Annotated in this window: 15 protein-coding genes; 4 read left to right on the forward strand and 11 right to left on the reverse strand. The window is 46.1% G+C overall.

The window, feature by feature from the left end; all coding sequences use genetic code 11:
• Positions 1-322: 322 nt before the first annotated feature.
• Genes ACZZZK_RS09135 through ACZZZK_RS09145 form a run of 3 tightly spaced genes read left to right on the forward strand, consistent with a single transcriptional unit; the run spans position 323 to position 3,197 of the window.
• Positions 323-1,525 (forward strand): di-heme oxidoredictase family protein, encoded by a 1,203-nt coding sequence (locus tag ACZZZK_RS09135; RefSeq protein ID WP_463483865.1) that lies wholly within the window; start codon positions 323-325, stop codon positions 1,523-1,525.
• 2 nt (positions 1,526-1,527) lie between these two features.
• A complete protein-coding gene (locus ACZZZK_RS09140; RefSeq protein ID WP_090985871.1) occupies positions 1,528-1,974 on the forward strand; it encodes a QcrA and Rieske domain-containing protein in 447 nt (148 codons plus the stop codon).
• On the forward strand, positions 1,971-3,197 hold the full coding sequence (locus ACZZZK_RS09145; RefSeq protein ID WP_463483866.1) for a hypothetical protein: 1,227 nt from the start codon (positions 1,971-1,973) through the stop codon (positions 3,195-3,197). The genes ACZZZK_RS09140 and ACZZZK_RS09145 overlap by 4 nt, the downstream gene beginning before the upstream one ends.
• 86 nt (positions 3,198-3,283) lie before the next feature.
• Here ACZZZK_RS09145 and ACZZZK_RS09150 read toward each other — a convergent pair whose 3' ends face one another.
• Positions 3,284-4,075 carry a phosphatase PAP2 family protein gene (locus ACZZZK_RS09150; RefSeq protein ID WP_463483867.1) on the reverse strand — a complete coding sequence of 264 codons (792 nt, stop codon included), beginning with the start codon at positions 4,073-4,075 and terminating at the stop codon, positions 3,284-3,286.
• Here ACZZZK_RS09150 and ACZZZK_RS09155 point away from each other — a divergent pair.
• Positions 4,059-4,313, forward strand: coding sequence for a hypothetical protein (locus ACZZZK_RS09155; RefSeq protein ID WP_463483868.1), 255 nt, complete (start codon positions 4,059-4,061; stop codon positions 4,311-4,313). The two genes, ACZZZK_RS09150 and ACZZZK_RS09155, sit on opposite strands and share 17 nt — an antisense overlap.
• Positions 4,314-4,555: 242 nt before the next feature.
• Here ACZZZK_RS09155 and ACZZZK_RS09160 read toward each other — a convergent pair whose 3' ends face one another.
• From ACZZZK_RS09160 to ACZZZK_RS09205, 10 genes are all read right to left on the reverse strand, one after another.
• Positions 4,556-5,248 carry an HD domain-containing protein gene (locus ACZZZK_RS09160; protein ID WP_463483869.1) on the reverse strand — a complete coding sequence of 231 codons (693 nt, stop codon included), beginning with the start codon at positions 5,246-5,248 and terminating at the stop codon, positions 4,556-4,558.
• A 7-nt stretch (positions 5,249-5,255) separates the two neighbouring features.
• A complete protein-coding gene (locus tag ACZZZK_RS09165; protein ID WP_463483870.1) occupies positions 5,256-7,205 on the reverse strand; it encodes an LTA synthase family protein in 1,950 nt (649 codons plus the stop codon).
• 3 nt (positions 7,206-7,208) lie between these two features.
• A complete protein-coding gene (locus ACZZZK_RS09170; RefSeq protein WP_463483871.1) occupies positions 7,209-7,580 on the reverse strand; it encodes a hypothetical protein in 372 nt (123 codons plus the stop codon).
• On the reverse strand, positions 7,556-7,732 hold the full coding sequence (locus ACZZZK_RS09175; RefSeq protein ID WP_463483872.1) for a DUF2188 domain-containing protein: 177 nt from the start codon (positions 7,730-7,732) through the stop codon (positions 7,556-7,558). Before ACZZZK_RS09175 ends, ACZZZK_RS09170 begins: the two co-directional genes overlap by 25 nt.
• Positions 7,733-7,754: 22 nt before the next feature.
• Complete coding sequence (locus ACZZZK_RS09180) at positions 7,755-8,435, reverse strand: DUF1345 domain-containing protein (protein ID WP_463483873.1); 681 nt, start codon at positions 8,433-8,435, stop codon at positions 7,755-7,757.
• 15 nt (positions 8,436-8,450) lie between these two features.
• Positions 8,451-9,194: a ZIP family metal transporter gene (locus ACZZZK_RS09185; protein ID WP_463483874.1), complete on the reverse strand. Its 744-nt coding sequence runs from the start codon at positions 9,192-9,194 to the stop codon at positions 8,451-8,453.
• 9 nt (positions 9,195-9,203) lie between these two features.
• Positions 9,204-9,647 carry a hypothetical protein gene (locus ACZZZK_RS09190; protein WP_463483875.1) on the reverse strand — a complete coding sequence of 148 codons (444 nt, stop codon included), beginning with the start codon at positions 9,645-9,647 and terminating at the stop codon, positions 9,204-9,206.
• Positions 9,648-9,650: 3 nt separating this feature from the next.
• Positions 9,651-11,843, reverse strand: a complete 2,193-nt coding sequence (locus tag ACZZZK_RS09195) for a heavy metal translocating P-type ATPase (RefSeq protein WP_463483876.1) — start codon at positions 11,841-11,843, stop codon at positions 9,651-9,653.
• A gap of 152 nt (positions 11,844-11,995) precedes the next feature.
• Positions 11,996-13,228: an efflux RND transporter periplasmic adaptor subunit gene (locus ACZZZK_RS09200; RefSeq protein WP_463483877.1), complete on the reverse strand. Its 1,233-nt coding sequence runs from the start codon at positions 13,226-13,228 to the stop codon at positions 11,996-11,998.
• 10 nt (positions 13,229-13,238) lie between these two features.
• Entirely contained in the window at positions 13,239-17,621 is a 4,383-nt protein-coding gene (locus ACZZZK_RS09205; protein ID WP_463483878.1) for a CusA/CzcA family heavy metal efflux RND transporter, read from the reverse strand.
• Between the last annotated feature and the right edge of the window lie 76 nt (positions 17,622-17,697).

A 17,697-nucleotide genomic window follows, 5' to 3' on the forward strand; every position in this document is an offset into this window, starting at 1 on the left:
ATTCAAAAAGAACTTTAAAAATTCCGAATCCCAGCATCATTGCCTTGCCTTATTACATCTGCTTACAAAGGATAAACTGTAGCATCCGCCAACAAAATACCCTATCCGGTCAAGTTCCTGATTTGAAAGCGATAGATGATTTACTGTTTCGGTTTATAATATTGCATTCCGTGCTCATGTTAAAAAAGTAGCTCATTTTGGGAGCCGTGCATTATAATTCTGACAACATCAAAATCAATCTAAAAATAATTTTAGATAAATCTAAATTTATTTTTAGTCTTTTCTACTTTTATTATTAGATTTACAAAAAAAATCAGATAACATGCAGAAAAGATTACCCATTGTCCTGCTTTCACTTATGAGCCTGGTTGCTATAATGGTGTCCTGTGAGAAGATAATCCCTTCTTCACCAAAAGAGGATGAAATTCTTGATGGCCCAGTGGAAGGACTCAGCTATGAACAGCTCAGACGTTTCTCTTTGGGAGATGCAGCCTTTAACAATGAGATATTTAGTCCTGCGAATGGCCTTGGGCCAGGCTTTGTTGCAACCAGCTGCGGAAGCTGCCATGCTGGAGACGGCAAAGGCCATCCTTTCACTGCGCTGGTACGTTTCGGGCAGACCGATGAGACAGGCAATAAATTTTTAGACCAGGGAGGCCCACAACTGCAGAACAGGGCTATTCCGGGGTACAAACCCGAGCAAATCCCAGCAGGGGCCACCTTTTCAAAATTTACACCGCCTGCCAATACAGGCCTTGGCTTTCTCGAACTGGTAGCTGATGCAGATATACTAGCTATGGCTGACCCCCAGGATCTGGATAACGACGGCATTTCTGGTGTCCCAAACTACGCAGCACTTCCCGCATATGTTCAGGCCTTTAACAATGCTATTGCACTGAAGGGAAAATATATCCATCGTTTTGGAAAAAAGGCGGCAGCATATAACCTGCTCCACCAGACCGTGAATGCCTACAACCAGGATATCGGGATCACTTCAAGCTTTGATCCTGTGGATGCCTATACGCGGATGGTGATTGATCCTGAAATCCCCACACTTACAGTGAATAATGTGGTGTTTTATCTACAGACGCTAAAAGCGCCCATACAGCGTGATGCGGGGAATGCGGAAGTGGAAACTGGCAGAAAACTGTTCGAAAAGATCAATTGTTCAGGCTGTCACAAGCCTACCCTAAAAACAGGTTTTTCCCCGGTGGCTGCTCTCTCCAACAAAGAATTTCATCCCTATACCGACCTGTTGCTTCACGATATGGGACCTGGGTTGGACGATGGTTATACGGAAGGATCGGCAAAAACCTTCGAATGGAGGACCCCGCCCCTATGGGGACTGGGACTTTCGATGAATTCACAGGGGGGATCTTATCATCTGCTGCATGACGGAAGGGCAAAAAGCATTGAAGAGGCGGTAACCCTGCATGGCGGCGAGGCATCTGCAAGCCGCAACAGGTTCAACCAGCTTTCAGGGGCAGAAAAAAATGCCATGCTGAGATTTTTAGAATCACTATAGAAATGAAAAGAAAAGATTTTATAAAAGGCTGTGGAATGGCCTGCCTTGGAGGCCTTGGGATCACCACGTTGATCAGTGGATGCAGCAGCCTGGTGCCGGCGACGGGCGAGATTGCAGGGGATAACCTTGTAGTAGAAATGAAGGACTTTGAGCTCAGACAGGGAAAAAATGTCCAGTTCAAAAGATACATTGTAGTCAGCAATGACCTGCTCCGATATCCCATCTGTATCTATAGGCATGACGAACTGAATTATTCTGCACTGTGGATGCAGTGTACACACCAGGGAACTGAGCTCCAGGCTTTCGGAGACAGGCTTCAATGTCCGGCGCACGGAAGCGAGTTTGACAATAAGGGCAGAATGACCAATGGTCCGGCAGAAGCAAACTTAAGAACCTTCCCCATCACCATAGAAAAAACTAGGATCAAAATTTCACTGAAGGCCGTATGAAAAAACTCTTTACGCTAATCATATCTATTGGTATCGGTCAGATGGCTTTTGCCCAGATCGATCCGAAACTTTTAAGGGCCAAACCCAGTGATACCGCAAAAAACTCACTCAACATGGATGCAGTTTATGAACGGCCTTTTATTGCCGTGGGAAAACTTCCGGTGTCGGTGGGCGGGTATATGGAAGCCAACTGGCAGTATCAGGGTACCGACGGCGTCTCTGAAGGACAGCAGTTTCAGTTCCGAAGGATGACGCTATTTGTAGCCTCAACCATTTCCAAGCGCATCAAGTTTCTTTCCGAGATCGAATTTGAACCTGCTGAAAAAGAAATAGCGGTTGAATTTGCTGCGCTGGATCTGGAACTCCACCCCTTGCTTAATTTAAGGGGTGGAATGATATTAAATCCCATTGGTGCATTCAACCAGAACCATGATGGTCCTAAATGGGAATTCACCGACCGTCCGATCGCCATGACACAGATGCTGCCTGCAACCTGGAGCAGTGCAGGATTCGGGATTTATGGCAAGAACTATAGTGGTGACTGGATGCTGGGCTACGAGTTATATGCCACAAGCAGCTTTGACGATTCCATTATTGCAAACCCTGAAAACAGGACCTCCCTGGCTGCCTCAAAAAGGAATCCGGAAAGGTTTGAAGAAATTGCAAGCGGGCAGCCGCTTTTAACGGGAAAGGTTGCTGTACGCAGGAGCAATATAGGCGAACTCGGCCTATCTTATATGGGAGGTGTTTACAATAAATGGCAGTCTGATGGGATCGTGATCGATGACAAACGCAGGCTAAATGTTTTTGCCATAGACTTTAACACCACACTTCCCAAACTTAAGACCTTCATCACCGCGGAGTGGGCATGGATCAAGGTCGATGTTCCCGACACCTATTCACAGCAGTTCGGGAGCCGTCAGATGGGGGGATACATGGATATTGTTCAACCTGTGATCAAAAGAACGATCCTGGGCTGGCAGCATTCTGTTATAAGTTTAGCCTGCAGGGTAGAATATGTGGACTGGAATGTGGGAAAGTTCAGGGAGACTGGCGGGAATATTGGTGATGAGCTTTTCAGCGTAATGCCCGGCATCAGTTTTAGGCCAAGGCAACAGACTGTGCTGAGGTTTTCCTACCGAAAACAGTGGCAGAAGGATATCCTTGGAAACCCGGCTGCCAGAACCGGAGCAGTCCAGTTCGGTATATCAACCTATTTTTAATTCTGTCACTTATTTTAGATGGAATCCAAAGAGGATTTCCCGATGTATATCTGAGAGGCCACAGCAAACAGCATTTATCACCAAACTTAAAAGAAACAGATCATTGCTGCCCCAACAGCACCATGACCATAGCTGGGCAGCAAAACAGAACGTCCATTTTCGTTTGCGCTCAAGAGTTTCTTTATTTTCGGATATAACCAATATGATGCACGCGTTGAAAGGAACCCTATACCTGCCCCTGCAACAACATCGCTCAACCAATGTTTGTTATTGTACATGCGGTAATAGGCTGTTGCAACTGCGGCAGCATAACCCGAGATGGGATAGGCCAAAGACCTGGCTCCATATTCCTGGCTTAGAAACTCAGCGGAAGCAAACGCTTCCGCGGTATGTCCGGAGGGAAAGGCATTGCTCGAGCCATCTGGCCTTGGTACTTTGGTAATCCTTTTCAGGGATTGACAGGATACGGTAAGAATGATATTGCTCAACAGGTAAATCCCCGCCTGGTCAATTGTCCGGTTTCGTCCCTTCAGACCTGCAGCACTAAGACCCAGAACCAGCGCTCCGGGGGCAAATTGGAGATAGTCATCCACACGGAACTTGCTGTGAGGGTGCTCAAGGGCAAATTCGTGACGTGCAGCGATGTCCAGGTCACTCAACCCATGGTTGCCAAGTTTTACAAATCCGTAAGCAATACCCGCTGAGGAGGCAATTGCGGCAAAAGGGGACATTCTGATCTTAAATTGACTTCGGTGTTCATTCTTGTATTCTGCAGACATACCGGTATCTGATTTTAGGCTATCGGCTGAAACCTGGGCAAGGGATAATATGGGAACCAGGACAGTTATCATTAATAAAAAGTTGCCAAATATTTTCATTTTTTTGCTGTTTAGCCATCCATTAGATGGGGATCGTTATCATTTTTCATTTTGTTTTTCCATTTTACATACCATTTTTTTTGGTGGTGGCTTAGCAGAAAATAAATTCCACAGGCAGCGGCTACGGCGATCACAAACATTTGAACTTGGCGGCTACGCCGATTCCCGCAGTGCGCCAGATCGCGGCGGCATTGATCAATCCCTGCGAGCTATTGGGCCAGCTCGTTTTTATAGATAATACCAGCGCAGAGAAAACCAGTCCCAACGAGAATGTTGGCTATTCCATTATGAGGAGGAGGTATCGCCCATATGTTCACCGATTGCGGTAAAGAGGGCGGCACCCATACCGCAGCATAAGTACTTATTTCAGCATTTTTTCCACACCTTTCCCGGTCAGCCCCCTATGATGCCTCCAAGGACAAATGCGATAAGGAGCCTAAGAAGTATATTGCATTCATTGTGCATATCCATTTCTTCTTTTTAGTCTGATTTATTTTTTATGCGTTCCCTCACCAAATCGATATTATTTTGCTTTCCCTGAGAGAGCATAGACTTGCAATAAGGGGTAAAAAAACGGTGTGCAGATAGAAATGCAAGTGTTTTTTTATCCCAGTTGCTTAGGTCTTCGTTTCCCCTTTTGTGCATTTCGCGCGCAACCTTTGCATCGGTGATGAGAAATTCCTCATTGCCCAGGTTATAGGTATCCGCATCACAGATAATTTCTTCAAGGATATTCTTAGGGCTATGCGGAATGGCGGTGGAAAAGATACAGTGGCCAATAGCTGAAATGATCTCTTGGTCAACCCCCTTTTCACTAAGAAACTCCTCCATAAGCTTCACGCTTCTCTGCTCATGGCCGGCAGGAGGTCCAGTCAGCTGCCCGGTATCATGAAACCATGCGGCAGAGAAAAGTATGAATTCCTGAAGGTCATCCAGGCGAAAATTGGAAGCGATTTCCTGGGTCCTTTTGACCACAAGTCTGGTATGATCCAGATCGTGGTATGCCAGGTCAGTCTGCCAGTGCTCCTCAAAAAGATAGCTTACATAAGCTTGAACATCTCCAATAAGCATACTGAAGATGTTTCTGCGCCTGCGCTTAAAAAAGTATTTACCTGTTAGCAGGATCACAGACCCCGCTAGCACACAGATCAATAATAACTGATAATAATTCATAATATTCTTATTTTTTTAATCCGCCTGTCCTAAAGAGATAATAGGCACTCTGATAATAAGAAATGGCTTCCCTTCCAAATGTTTCAGAAGATTTCGCCGAGGTCTGTGTATTGGTTTTGAAATCATAAAGATAGCTCTGCGGGGGTTTCCTTGGACTGAGTACCACAAGTGTGTCGCTACGGAGATAACCGAGCTTTTGATAGGTTCCTAGCAAGATCCTTGGGCGGTACCCGGCTGAGCGAACATCCATACCGAAGTTATTGCTCTCAAAGTCCCATTTTAACAGACCGAACAAGGTTGGATAGAGATCTATCTGTGAGCAAAGGCTGGGAATTATCGAAGGGGGCTGTCCATTGAGGTTGTATATCATCGCCGGGATATGGTAACGGGAGATATCAATCTCGTTCTTTCCTGCGCTTTCCGCGCAGTGATCGGCAACGAATATAAACACGGTATTGCTGAACCATGGCTTTTTCCGGACCTGTCTTAAAAATTCCCCAATGGCATAATCGGTATATTTTACTGCGCCCTCTCTTCCCGTGCCTGGTGGGATATCTATCTTTCCTTTGGGATAGGTAAAGGGCCGATGGTTGGAAGTGGTCATGACAAAATCGTAGAAAGGCTTCTTTAACGAGTGCCTTTTATCCGCATCACGGATTACCGCAGCGAAAAGATCCCCGTCCGAAACGCCCCAGGCATTTTCAAAGCTCACTTCGCTATCGCTCAGGATGGTCCGCTTTCCCAGATAGGCATCGCCCATTGTAAGTTTCCTCCCCCTATCTGTTATGTCATAGCCATTGCTTCCGAAGAACTGGTTCATATTGTCAAAGTAACCGTCCCCGCCATAAAAAAAGCCTGTGGAATACCCACGTTTGGAAAAAATACTGCCTATTGTGCTCAGGTTTGCATTATTGCTCCTCCTTACAATACTGTTCCCCGGTGTTGGCGGAACGGCGAGGGAAAGCGCCTCCATCCCTCGCACGGTACGGGTGCCTGTTGCATACATGCGCTCAAATAGAATGCTCTCTTTGGCCAGCGAATCCAGAACAGGTGTCAGTTTTTGTGTATTGCCAAAAGTGCCCATATAATCAGCGCTGAAACTCTCCATGACCACCATGATGACATTGGGTTCCGTCTGGCCATTACCGGCCAGAACCGATCTACGTACTGAAGGGCCTTTGAAAATAAACCTGCTAGAGGGAGAGGAGAGTTCTTTTCTTACCAAATTGAAGGCAAGCTGATTTGCGAGCATCGGATAAAACTGATCGTAGCTAAGCTCATTCGCCTTAAAGGCCGCTACGAAAGAATATATCCCTGCTTTGGAAATTTCTGCCGCATAACGGTTACCGCTTTTATCTCCCCAGGAGTTATCTATCTCTATCGTATAGAATATTGCTATCAGAATGATCAGGGCTGTATTTACCGATCGACGGGCAAAAGGTGTAGCAGACTCGAAGCTCTTCCTGAACGCCCCTTTCATAAGATAGTTCCATAAAAGGGAGATGATGACAACAGCTGAAATCAAAAGCGGCAGCGGATAGGACTCGTTGATGTTGTGCACAACCTCATAAGTATAGACCAGATAATCTACTGCTATAAAGTTAAAACGGCTCTCAAATTCCCGCCAAAAAGTAAATTCTGCAAAAAAAGAAAATACCGAAATCAATACCATCAGAAAAAGAAGGATATGGGTAAACACCTTGTTAAATCCAGTCCCGTTCCATTTTTGGGGAAGGATGAGCAGATAAAAGGCATAAAATACACTGAAATATGTGGCAACCCCAAGATCGAAGACGAATCCTTTAGCAAAGGCGGTGAGGATTTCTCCAAAGCCCAGCCCCGCCTTTCCGAGCGAAATCGCAGTAAAACTGATCCTCAGCATGGTCGAGACACAGATGAAGAAAAAGATAAAGGAATATAGTACACTATATCGGCTTTTCATAGAAATCTGCTTCATGGTTTATTTTTTAGATCCGGGGGTGGTGATAAGAGAATCGTTGTTTTTTTCGTTGGTATCCTTGTTCCAATGTGAATTATAGAAATGTTTGGCTTTAAAATAAATGGCGAGTGCCAGCAGCAGCGCCAGTATCCAATAAAATAGCATCAGGAAAACCGATTTCTTTGGCCCCTTGGCCTTTTTCTTTTTTGGAGCTGTTCCCCCACCCCTGGCAGCAGCAGGCCTGGGCCTGTTGTTTCTTTTGGTCTGCATTTTATTCAATGTTTTAAGATCGGTCAGGAGCCTTGTGGATACCTTTCCGCGGTTTGGATTATATTTTGTGTGCTCAGGGGATAATCTTTGCACTGCCATTATCCCTCCAGGCTGATAAACCATTGCTGGGCCCTGTTTATGGCAACCTCAACAATATTGAGCTCGCTTACCTCTCTAGTAATTTTAAGTTCGTTGGCGATCTCGATCGCTTTTTCCCTTACCCTTGGGTCAAGGTCCTTCATCTCAAGTGGAAAATTTTCTGGTGTCCAGTCCATAGGTTTTTAGTTTTATATTAAATTATTTTTGGATCATGCCCGAGAGCACATTGATTGTCAGGGCAACTATTACTGTATTAAAGGCGAATGAAAGCACACCGTGCATCCAGGCAAGCCTTCGGATCCGTTTGGAGGAGATTTCTACGTCAGATACCTGAAAAGTCATTCCAACCACGAAAGCGAAATAGACAAAATCCATATAATCGGGATCTTCTTCTCCCGGAAAGATCAGTCCTCCGGGCTTTTCTATTTTTCCTTTCTTCTCATGTCCGATGTCACAGTAATAGAAATGTGCATATCGCATGGTAAAGACGGTATGAACCAGCCACCATGAGCTAACTACGCAGAGCAACGGAATAACGATAGTCATAACAAGGCCCTGATCGGTCTTTTCCGAATTCTCACGCAAAAGGATAATAATGGAAAAAAGACTGGCGAATGCAGCGGCTATGGCAAAAAGAAAAATGAGCGTCCTGCTTGAATCCTGCGCATGGGCATCGTGTTTTATCTGACTGGGATGCGAGGCGTTAATGGTTGTCCACGCAAGCGCTATGCTGGTTGTTGCATAGCTTAGCCATGCAACCATCCACCTGACAGAGGTTTCCAGTTCTATAGCATAGCAAATACCAAGGACGGCAAGAGCAACACCCAGGGAGAGGTAAAGTTTATGGTTCGCATCGAGCTGACTGATTTTAGTGATCATATGCATTGGTTTAGATTAAATAATTAGTCCCAGAACCATAAACAGAAGAAATCCTAGGAAAAAAGCCGCGGTAAAAAATGGAGAATCCTTTTCTTCATGGGCTTCGACAAGAAGTTCCTCGGTAACTAAAAACAGTAAGGCTGCGCTACCAAATGAGAGCACAAGTTCCAGTACTTTTTCTCCCGTAAAATGCAGCATAAAAAAACCACCCCCCGTTCCCAATAGAAAAACCAGGCCAAATAGCGAGAGCACCCTGATCAGCCTCCTTTTGGAACTTCCAAGCTTGGTCAGCCTGGTACCTACTGCGAGTCCTAGCGAAAGGCATTCCATCGCAAGTGCCAGTGCAAGCAGGGTTCCTTCTTTTGATCCCGCTGCGAATCCTATCCCTAAAAGAAGACCGTCCAAGAGCAGGTCAATGCCTACCGCGATAAGCATTCCCCAAGGCAACAACTTGCTGTCGTTTGTTCCGGCCGTTTTGAGCTCAAGCCTGGCGGTATACCATTTGATCAGAAGCATGGCCGAAATACCCAATGTAAAACCTATAATTATTGCGGTTGTATCATGGATCCTGATCATATCTGGCAAAAGCTCAACTGCCACGACGGAAAAAACTACCCCTGCAGCAAAGTGGAGGATCGTACTCTGCACAGCAGCCGTGGGCTTTTTCCAGGTTACGATCATGCCACCGACTATAAGTAAGACGACCGGAACCGCCGCAAACAGCATTATGTTTAATGAAATAAGTTGTTTAGCCTGCATAATTCTTTATTAAATAAAATCTATAGGCAGATATTTCAGCACTAAGCCAAATGTCGAGTAAGGCATATAAATGATGAAGAATAAAAGTACTCCGGTAAAGAGCACACTAAAAACAATTGCATGAACGGCAGGAAATATGAGATGCTCCACAGCGTCCATATCAGCGACATCGGGATCTATGTTCGGGACGATAGCCGGCACGCTGAATATGATCAACAGGTACAATACCCATTTTGGATAGTGTTTCCTAAGCGTTGTGGTCAGCCTGATACGGTCGCGATCGTGGACTGCAGCCATCAGGGGGATCGTGATGATCACTGTCCAGAGTGCTGCCAGACCATATTTTGCACCGCCCTGTGAATAGGTGGAAATACCTGATGGGTCATCGTCACTCGCACCGGTAACGATGCCCGGCCCCAGGGCCTTTAGGAATTTTTTAACCTTTTTGAACATGCCTTATTTTTTCCTCTTTTTAGGTGCTTTTTTATTATGTCCGTTGTCGTAAGCAAGTAAACGCAGCGCATTGAACACTACGACAAGCGTCGATCCCTCGTGGGCGATTACTGCCGGTCCGATCGAAGCGACACCCAGTATGGTCAGCGGAATAAGTGCCGCGACAACACCAAGGGAAATCCAGAGGTTCTGTTTAATGATGCCCCTGGCTTTGCGGCTAAGCCCGATGGCAAAGGGAAGGCTTTCAAGCTTATCGCCCATCAGGGCAATATCTGCTGTTTCCAAAGCAACATCAGATCCCGCAGCGCCCATAGCGATACCTACGGTACTTTTGGCCATAGCCGGGGCATCATTCACGCCGTCTCCCACCATAGCAACCATTTTTTCTGATTTGGCAAGTTTCTGTACTGCCTTGACTTTGTCTTCCGGCATAAGGTTGCCCCACGCCTCGGTTACACCGATCTGTTTAGCTACCGCTTCTGCGACCTGTTGGTTGTCCCCGGTGAGCATAATCATTTTTTTGATCCCCAGATCTTCGAGTTCTTTAAGCACATGTTTTGCCTCTTCACGGGGAACATCCATAAGGGAAAGAATGCCGATGAAATCTTTATCGACCCTGACAAGCATTGAAGTATGTCCGCCCTTTTCCAGCTCTTCAACCTGTTTGAGAATATCTTCGGGTATTCCATCCTTCTCAAAAAGGGCCTTGTTTCCAATGAATACTTTTTTACCGTTGACCTCAGCCTGAACACCCCTTCCGGTAATGCCCTTGACGCTATGTGCCTCAGGAACGGATTTTTTCTTCATCTTTTCGAGTGCGCCTTTTACAATCGCCTCGGCCAGCGGGTGGTCGCTGAGTTTTTCAACTGCAACGGCAATACCCATTAGTTCCTCTTCTGATATATCGTTCAGTGGAATCACGTTTGTGAGCTGGGGCTTACCTTCGGTAAGTGTTCCGGTCTTGTCGAACGCGATGGCGTTGAGTTCGCCCAGATCTTCCAGTGGCCGCCCTCCCTTTATAAGGACTCCGCCACGTGCAGCCCTTGCAATACCGCTAAGTACTGCGCTTGGGGTAGAAATCGCCAAAGCGCATGGGCTGGCAGCAACCAGCACGGACATCGCGCGGTAGAAACTTTTGCTAAAAGGCTCATCGATAACCAGGAATGCAAAACATAGTGCGGTCACAAGAACTAGTACAACCGGAACGAAATACTTTTCGAACCTGTCGGTAAATAGCTGCGTTGGGGATTTTTGTTTTTCCGCCTCATTTACCATCTTGATCAGGCGTGAGATGGTAGAATCCTTTGCTTCCCTGATTACCTTAACCTCCAGAACCGATGCTCCGTTGATTGTTCCGGCAAATACACGGAACTGGGGCTTGATGGTTTTTTCGGCAGAATAGTCCTTTGATGCGTCCGGTACGGGTGATTTGTCCACTGGCACACTCTCTCCTGTTATAGGGGCCTGATTGACACTGCCCTCACCCTTTACAACCACTCCGTCTGCCGGAATCTTGCTGTTGGGCTTGATGATAATGACATCTCCAAGCTGAAGCTCTTCGATGCGCACCTCAGATTCCTTGCCATCCCGAACAACCAGGGCTGTCGGGGGAGCCAGACTGGTAAGGGCAGCTATGGATTTTCTCGCCTTGCCCATCGCATAGTGTTCCATCGCGTGTCCCAGACTGAACAGGAAGAGCAATAAAGCGCCTTCGGCCCAGGAACCCAGGATCGCTGCGCCGATTGCGGCGACCAGCATCAGAAAATCGATCTCAAAGCCACCTTTCAGTATAGTTTCAACTGCTTCCTTGGCCGTAAAGAAACCGCCAAAGAAATAGGCTGTTATGTAGAGTGCAAGGCTTGCCCATTCGGGAACACCGTCTATGAAAGAAATTCCAAATCCTATCCCCAGCGCCGCGCCACAGATAAAGGCGAAGATCATTTCCGTATTCTTCCCGAAAATCCCGCCATGTTCATGATCATGGCCTTCATCTTCAGTATGGTCAAGATGTGCCTCTTTCTCCTTTTCAGGTTCTTTTACCTTCTTGGATGGTTTTTCGGAAATAGGCTGTGGAGAAGTTTTGGTTTCTTCCTTTACCGGCTTTTCTTTTGTTTCTTTAGAATCTGAGCCTTCCTTCCGGACTACGGACTTTTTGGCAGATGATTTGGTGTCGGATTTTTTCTTCTTGTTTTCCATATCGGGGTAAATTGATTTTTATTGAATATTCAGGGCAACCGCTTTATCTGTATTCTCTGCCCGTGTGGGTTCACTTTTTTTTAAAAAGATGCCTCCCTAACGAGGCACCTTTTGTTCAAATGTGTGTACTAAAAATTCTTTATGTCGCGCCTTTATTCTTCTTCGCTGTTCTTCATTTTTGACAGCAGATCATAAGTGCCCTTAAGTACAACCTTGCCTGTAAAATCCCGTCCCGAAGGCATGGTTACCTCGATATAACCGCCATCGGATATACCCGTTGTAACCCCTACCATTTCAAAATGATGGCCGGCCTCAGTGGCGCCCTCTTTGTTTTCAGACTCGTTTTTTGATGGTTCCTTTGCCTTTTTGTCCGCCGAGTTCTGGACGAAAATGTATTTTTTGCCCTCAAAGTCTACAACAGCTGCAGAAGGCAAAGCCATTACCTGCACGGCACCTGTTTCAATGAAAGCCTTAAGGTAAGTACCAGGGATAAAGCCGGCGCTTCCCTGGGCAATAGCATGAACAGTCACAGTTTTATCGGCATTGATCTCACCGCCTACCAGCTGTACCACAGCAGTCCGCTGGGTAGAATCGTTGGTGAGTGAAAAAAGTACCTTCTGTCCTTTTTTTACCTTCTGTGCATCTTTTTCGAAAACGTTGAGCTCGACGTGGAGATTCGAACTGTTTACGATCTCAAACATCGCATCGTTGGGGGCCACAAACTTACCTGTATTCACATTTACCTTGGTAACGTAGCCATTAATCGGCGAGTAGATATTTATCTGGCTACGGATATTGCCCGCATTGAGCGAGGACGGATTGATATTGATCAGTTGAAGACGTTGCTTTAATGCATTTTCCCTTGCCAGATTTCCCAAATAAGCTGCTTTGGCCTGTTGGAGTGTTTTTTGAGCATTAACGTTCTGCTGGGCAAGGGTCTGTTGTCTTTTGTATTCAGAATCCGAAAGTTCAAGCTGGCTTTTGCTCTCCAGGTAATCCTGTTGCATCTGCACATATTCCTGATTCTGGAGTATGGCAATAACCTGACCTTTGCTCACCTTTGTCCCCTGTAACAGTGGAGTGGATTTTACGATACCGCCCATCTGAGTGGTAATGCTCACCAGGTTTTGTGGTGGCACGTCAATAAAGCCGTTTACTTTCAGCATACCGCTGAGTGCACGGAGCTCGGGACTTCCCAGCTCTATCCCTACAGACTTGAACTGTGACTGGCTGAGCTCTACTGAGTTGCTTTCCTCCGTGGCTGTGCTGTCTGCAGCGGCTTCTGTTCCAGAGCCATCTTTTTCCTTGCTGCCGCAGGAAGAAAGCACTACCGCCAGTGTTCCTATGTAAGATAATCGGCTGAGGACTTTAAATATTTTTTTCATTTTTATATCGTTATTGACCTTTTAGGTACTGTATTGTGTATACTGATTGATTGTATTGGTTGATGGCCTCCAGATAGCTGAAGCGGATATCAGAGTAGGTACGCAGGGCCTGCAGATATTCTACATAGCCGATCTCCCCTGCCTGAAATGCAATCTGGGACTGCTTTAGGATCAGGTTGGCATTCGGCAGGGCACTGTTTTTATAATAGGCGATACTTCTGGAATTTTTCTGAAGGTCCTGGAAGGCCTGCTCATACCTTCCACGAAGATCTGTCTGGGAAAGGATAAAATCGCTTTCGGCTACCTGTTTATCTATCTTCGCAGCTTTTATCCTAGAGGAGAAAGGCTTAAAGAAAAGCGGTATGGAGATCCCGGCGGAAACCCCCTGAAAACGTTTGCCTCCATTAAAATAAAGATCCTGACCGCCAACATTTTGTGCTCCGATAATAGACTGGTTGAAATAGCCGATACTGAAATCTGGGCCTGACCGTGAGCGCTCGAGCCTTACCGTCTTGTCGGCAATATCTATCTGCTGGGCCTGCAGCGCAAGAATTGGATTTTCTGATGTAACGGTATCAGCCTCGTTAACATTCCAGACTACCTGGCCAAATTCCGCGTTCATGATACTGATCTGTTCCCTGGTATTGAGCAAACGCTTAAGTTCGGCGGTATAGGCAAGGATATCAGCCTCGTTCTTGCTCATCTGATTGCGAACCTCATTATACTGAGTTTCGGCTGTAGTTTTTTCAAGTAGATTGGTCTCTCCTGCCTGGTACCTCAATGAGGCGGCCTTCAGAAAGTTACTGTAAACACTGTCCTGGCTTTTGTAAAGCTTTTGAAGGGCAATGAAATAGCCCAACTGGGCGTAAACACTTTTCACCTGATAGGACAGTTCTCTTTGTGTTACCTGAAGGCCGATTTCAGCTCCCTTGATCTGCGCATCATACAAGTTGCGCTGACTTTTGAACAGTCCCGGATAGGGAATGTTCTGAGAAGCCGAAAAGTTATTGTCGCGTTTGATGGTATTCATCTGTCCGTACTGTACCTCAATGCTGGTCTTTCCCAGATCTGTTGAGGATCCCCTTAGCGCCTGTTGCCTGCCAATCTGCAGTGTTGAAGATTTCACAGCCTGGTTATTACTCAATGCTGTGTTCAAAGCCTGCTCAAGGCTCATGCCCTTGGAGAGAACGGTTTGCGCCTGGGTCTGTCCCGATAAAATGAAGAGTCCAAAAAACACCGCTAGGGCAACTACAGCTGTTGGAAGGGCAGTTTTTTTGCTTTTCCAACCTTCAAAATAAGTATATAGCACTGGAAGTACGATTAAGGTTAATATGGTGGAGGTAATCAGTCCCCCAATTACTACGGTTGCTAATGGTTTCTGTACCTCAGCACCTGCTGCACTGGATATTGCCATTGGAAGGAACCCAAGAGAGGCTACAGTTGCGGTCATCAGGACAGGTCGCAGACGGATAGCAGTTCCCTTGAGGACAATGTCCCTTATACTATATTTATCCATTTTTTTCAATCTGTTGAATTCGGTAATCAGTACGATTCCGTTGAGCACGGCTACCCCGAATAATGCAATAAATCCAACACCGGCGGAAATACTGAAAGGCATTCCCCTTAGGATTAATGCAAATATTCCGCCGATTGCGGCCATCGGAATAGCAGAAAAAATCAGTATTGACTGTTTTACAGATCCAAATGAGAAATACAGTAATAGCAATATCAGTAAAAGTGCAACTGGAACAGCAATAGAGAGCCTTTGTGTCGCCTCTTTTAAGTTTTCGAACTGCCCCCCATAGGTAATGTAATATCCTGCGGGCATTTTGATCTGTTCGTTTATTTTCTGCTCGATCTCTGTTACCACACTCTGGATATCACGCCCACGGACATTCAGCCCCACTATGATGCGCCGTTTGGTATCCTCACGTTGAATCTGGTTAGGGCCTATCTTAAACTCTATGTCAGCAAGTTGGTCAAGTGGAACCTGATTGCCGTTCGGGGCAGTCACATAGACATTTTTAACATCGTCAATACCTTGGCGGTTCTGTTGGGAAAGGCGCACAATGATATCGTAACGCTGCTCTCCCTCATATACCAGCCCCGCAGATTGTCCTGCAAAAGCAGTGTTGAGTGCCTGGTTAACCGTCCCTATGCTCAATCCATATTGTGCAATCCGGTCACGGTTGATCTTTACCACAATCTGTGGCAGACCGGTTGCCTGTTCCAGATAGAGATCTTTTGCGCCCTCTACACCCGAAACAATTTTCCCGATCTTTTGGGAGATACTGGTAAGGGATTCGAGGTCATCTCCGAAAACTTTGATCCCAATATCCTGTCTAACTCCTGAGATAAGTTCATTTGAGCGTAATTGGATTGGTTGTGAAAAACCAAAACTAACGCCGGGAACTTCTTCAAGGGCCTTACTCATCATTTCGGCCAGTTCCTCTCTATCATGAGTTGTTGTCCAGTCTTTTTTATCTTTGAGTATAATGGTCAAATCACATGCTTCCATTGGCATTGGATCGGTAGGAATCTCGGCAGCACCAACCTTACCAATTACTTCTTTCACCTCTGGAAACTTTTCTACAAGGATTTTTGAAGCCTGATTTACTTTATCAATGGTCTGGGAAAGGGAACTGCCGGTAAGTAGCCTGGTTTCTACCGCAAAATCACCTTCCTCCAACGTGGGAATGAATTCTCCCCCCATTCGGGTAAAGATAAAAATACTGATAGCCAGAAGAACAACCGATGATGCCACAACAATTACTCTTTTATTGAGTGCAGTCTTGATCATTGGAGTGTAACGGCGCTGGAAAAAATCCATCATCCGATCTGAAAAATTCTTTTTGTGCGCAACTTTTTTGCTTAAGAACAGCGAGGAAACCATAGGAACATAGGTAAGGGACAAAATAAAGGCCCCCAATATTGCAAAGGAAACGGTTTGTGCCATAGGACCGAACATCTTGCCTTCAATACCTACAAGGGCAAGGATGGGAAGATAAACGATCAGGATAATGATCTGTCCAAATGCAGCGGCACTCATCATGCGGACGGCGGACTTCTCAACCTGCTCATCCATTTCGACCTGCGTGTAGGCTCGGCCAAGCTTATTCCCAGAGAGGATGTGCATTGTGGCTTCCACAATAATTACGGCCCCATCGACGATAAGTCCGAAATCTATCGCGCCAAGACTCATCAGGTTTCCCGATACGCCAAAAAGGTTCATCAGGGAAATCGCAAAAAGCATAGCTAGCGGAATCACTGAAGCAACAACCAGCCCGGCCCTAAAATTCCCAAGGAAGAGAACCAGGACAAAAATAACAATCAGGGCGCCCTCGATCAGGTTTTTGGCTACTGTGCCCATGGCACGGTCAACAAGCGCACTTCTATCTAAGAACGGTTCAATGGTTACCCCCTTAGGTAGAGTTTTACTGATTCTGTCTATCTTAGCCTTCACCTGTTTTACCACGTTATTGGCATTTGCGCCTTTCAGCATCATTACTATACCGCCAACAGCCTCACCTTCTCCATCCTTTGTTGCACGGGTAAGTGCGCCATAACGGATTGAACTGCCGATCTGTACGGTAGCTATATCGTGGATAAGCACCGGGATTCCGTTCGCATTGTTTTTGACAACGATCTTATTGATGTCATCAAGATTGCCGACCAGGCCTTCGCTCCTTATAAAATACGCATTGGGCTTTTTGTCTATATAGGCGCCCCCCGTGTTCTGATTGTTCTGTTCCAGGGCATCGAAAACATCGCTGATGCTCAGGTTCAGGCTACGCAGCTTATCGGGATCAAGCGCAATCTCATACTGTTTCAAAAGTCCACCGAAACTGTTGACCTCCGCAATGCCCGGCGTTCCAAGGAGCTGTCTTCTTACGATCCAGTCCTGGATGCTGCGCAGCTCGCGTGCATTGAATTTCTTTTCGAATCCGGGCTTTGCATGGATCACATACTGGTATATCTCCCCAAGACCTGTTGAGATGGGTGATATTTCCGGATTACCAAGTCCTGATGGGATGTTATTCTTGGCCTCGGCAAGCTTTTCATTTACCTGTTGCCGCGCCCAGTAGATGTCAACATCATCCTGGAAGACGATGGTTACAACCGATAGTCCGAACCTTGAAATGGAGCGTACCTGCTCTATTTCAGGTATGGTGGACATGGTCTGTTCTACTGGATAGGAAATAAGCCTTTCTACCTCCTGGGTAGCAAGGGATGGGCTAAGGGTTATGACCTGAACCTGATTATTGGTGATATCGGGAACGGCATCAATGGGAAGTTGTCTCAGGGAATATACGCCCCATGCGATCAGCCCCAAAGTGAACAGGGCTATTACAAGCTTATTCGCTATTGAAAACTGAATAATTTTTTTCAGCATTATTTGTTTAATTAAGTAAAAAATGAAAAAGCCAGATCAATGCACAGCGTAGCCTCGTATGGATTACGGGCAAAAA

The organism is Pedobacter sp. AC163, assembly GCF_979258665.1.

Coding starts and splice junctions, on each gene's coding strand:
- ACZZZK_RS09135 (WP_463483865.1), top strand. CDS start 323: ATGCAGAAAAGATTACCCATTGTCCTGCTTTCACTTATGAGCCTGGTT.
- ACZZZK_RS09140 (WP_090985871.1), top strand. CDS start 1,528: ATGAAAAGAAAAGATTTTATAAAAGGCTGTGGAATGGCCTGCCTTGGA.
- ACZZZK_RS09145 (WP_463483866.1), top strand. CDS start 1,971: ATGAAAAAACTCTTTACGCTAATCATATCTATTGGTATCGGTCAGATG.
- ACZZZK_RS09150 (WP_463483867.1), bottom strand. CDS start 4,075: ATGAAAATATTTGGCAACTTTTTATTAATGATAACTGTCCTGGTTCCC.
- ACZZZK_RS09160 (WP_463483869.1), bottom strand. CDS start 5,248: ATGAATTATTATCAGTTATTATTGATCTGTGTGCTAGCGGGGTCTGTG.
- ACZZZK_RS09165 (WP_463483870.1), bottom strand. CDS start 7,205: ATGAAGCAGATTTCTATGAAAAGCCGATATAGTGTACTATATTCCTTT.
- ACZZZK_RS09170 (WP_463483871.1), bottom strand. CDS start 7,580: ATGGTTTATCAGCCTGGAGGGATAATGGCAGTGCAAAGATTATCCCCT.
- ACZZZK_RS09175 (WP_463483872.1), bottom strand. CDS start 7,732: ATGGACTGGACACCAGAAAATTTTCCACTTGAGATGAAGGACCTTGAC.
- ACZZZK_RS09180 (WP_463483873.1), bottom strand. CDS start 8,435: ATGATCACTAAAATCAGTCAGCTCGATGCGAACCATAAACTTTACCTC.
- ACZZZK_RS09185 (WP_463483874.1), bottom strand. CDS start 9,194: ATGCAGGCTAAACAACTTATTTCATTAAACATAATGCTGTTTGCGGCG.
- ACZZZK_RS09190 (WP_463483875.1), bottom strand. CDS start 9,647: ATGTTCAAAAAGGTTAAAAAATTCCTAAAGGCCCTGGGGCCGGGCATC.
- ACZZZK_RS09195 (WP_463483876.1), bottom strand. CDS start 11,843: ATGGAAAACAAGAAGAAAAAATCCGACACCAAATCATCTGCCAAAAAG.
- ACZZZK_RS09200 (WP_463483877.1), bottom strand. CDS start 13,228: ATGAAAAAAATATTTAAAGTCCTCAGCCGATTATCTTACATAGGAACA.
- ACZZZK_RS09205 (WP_463483878.1), bottom strand. CDS start 17,621: ATGCTGAAAAAAATTATTCAGTTTTCAATAGCGAATAAGCTTGTAATA.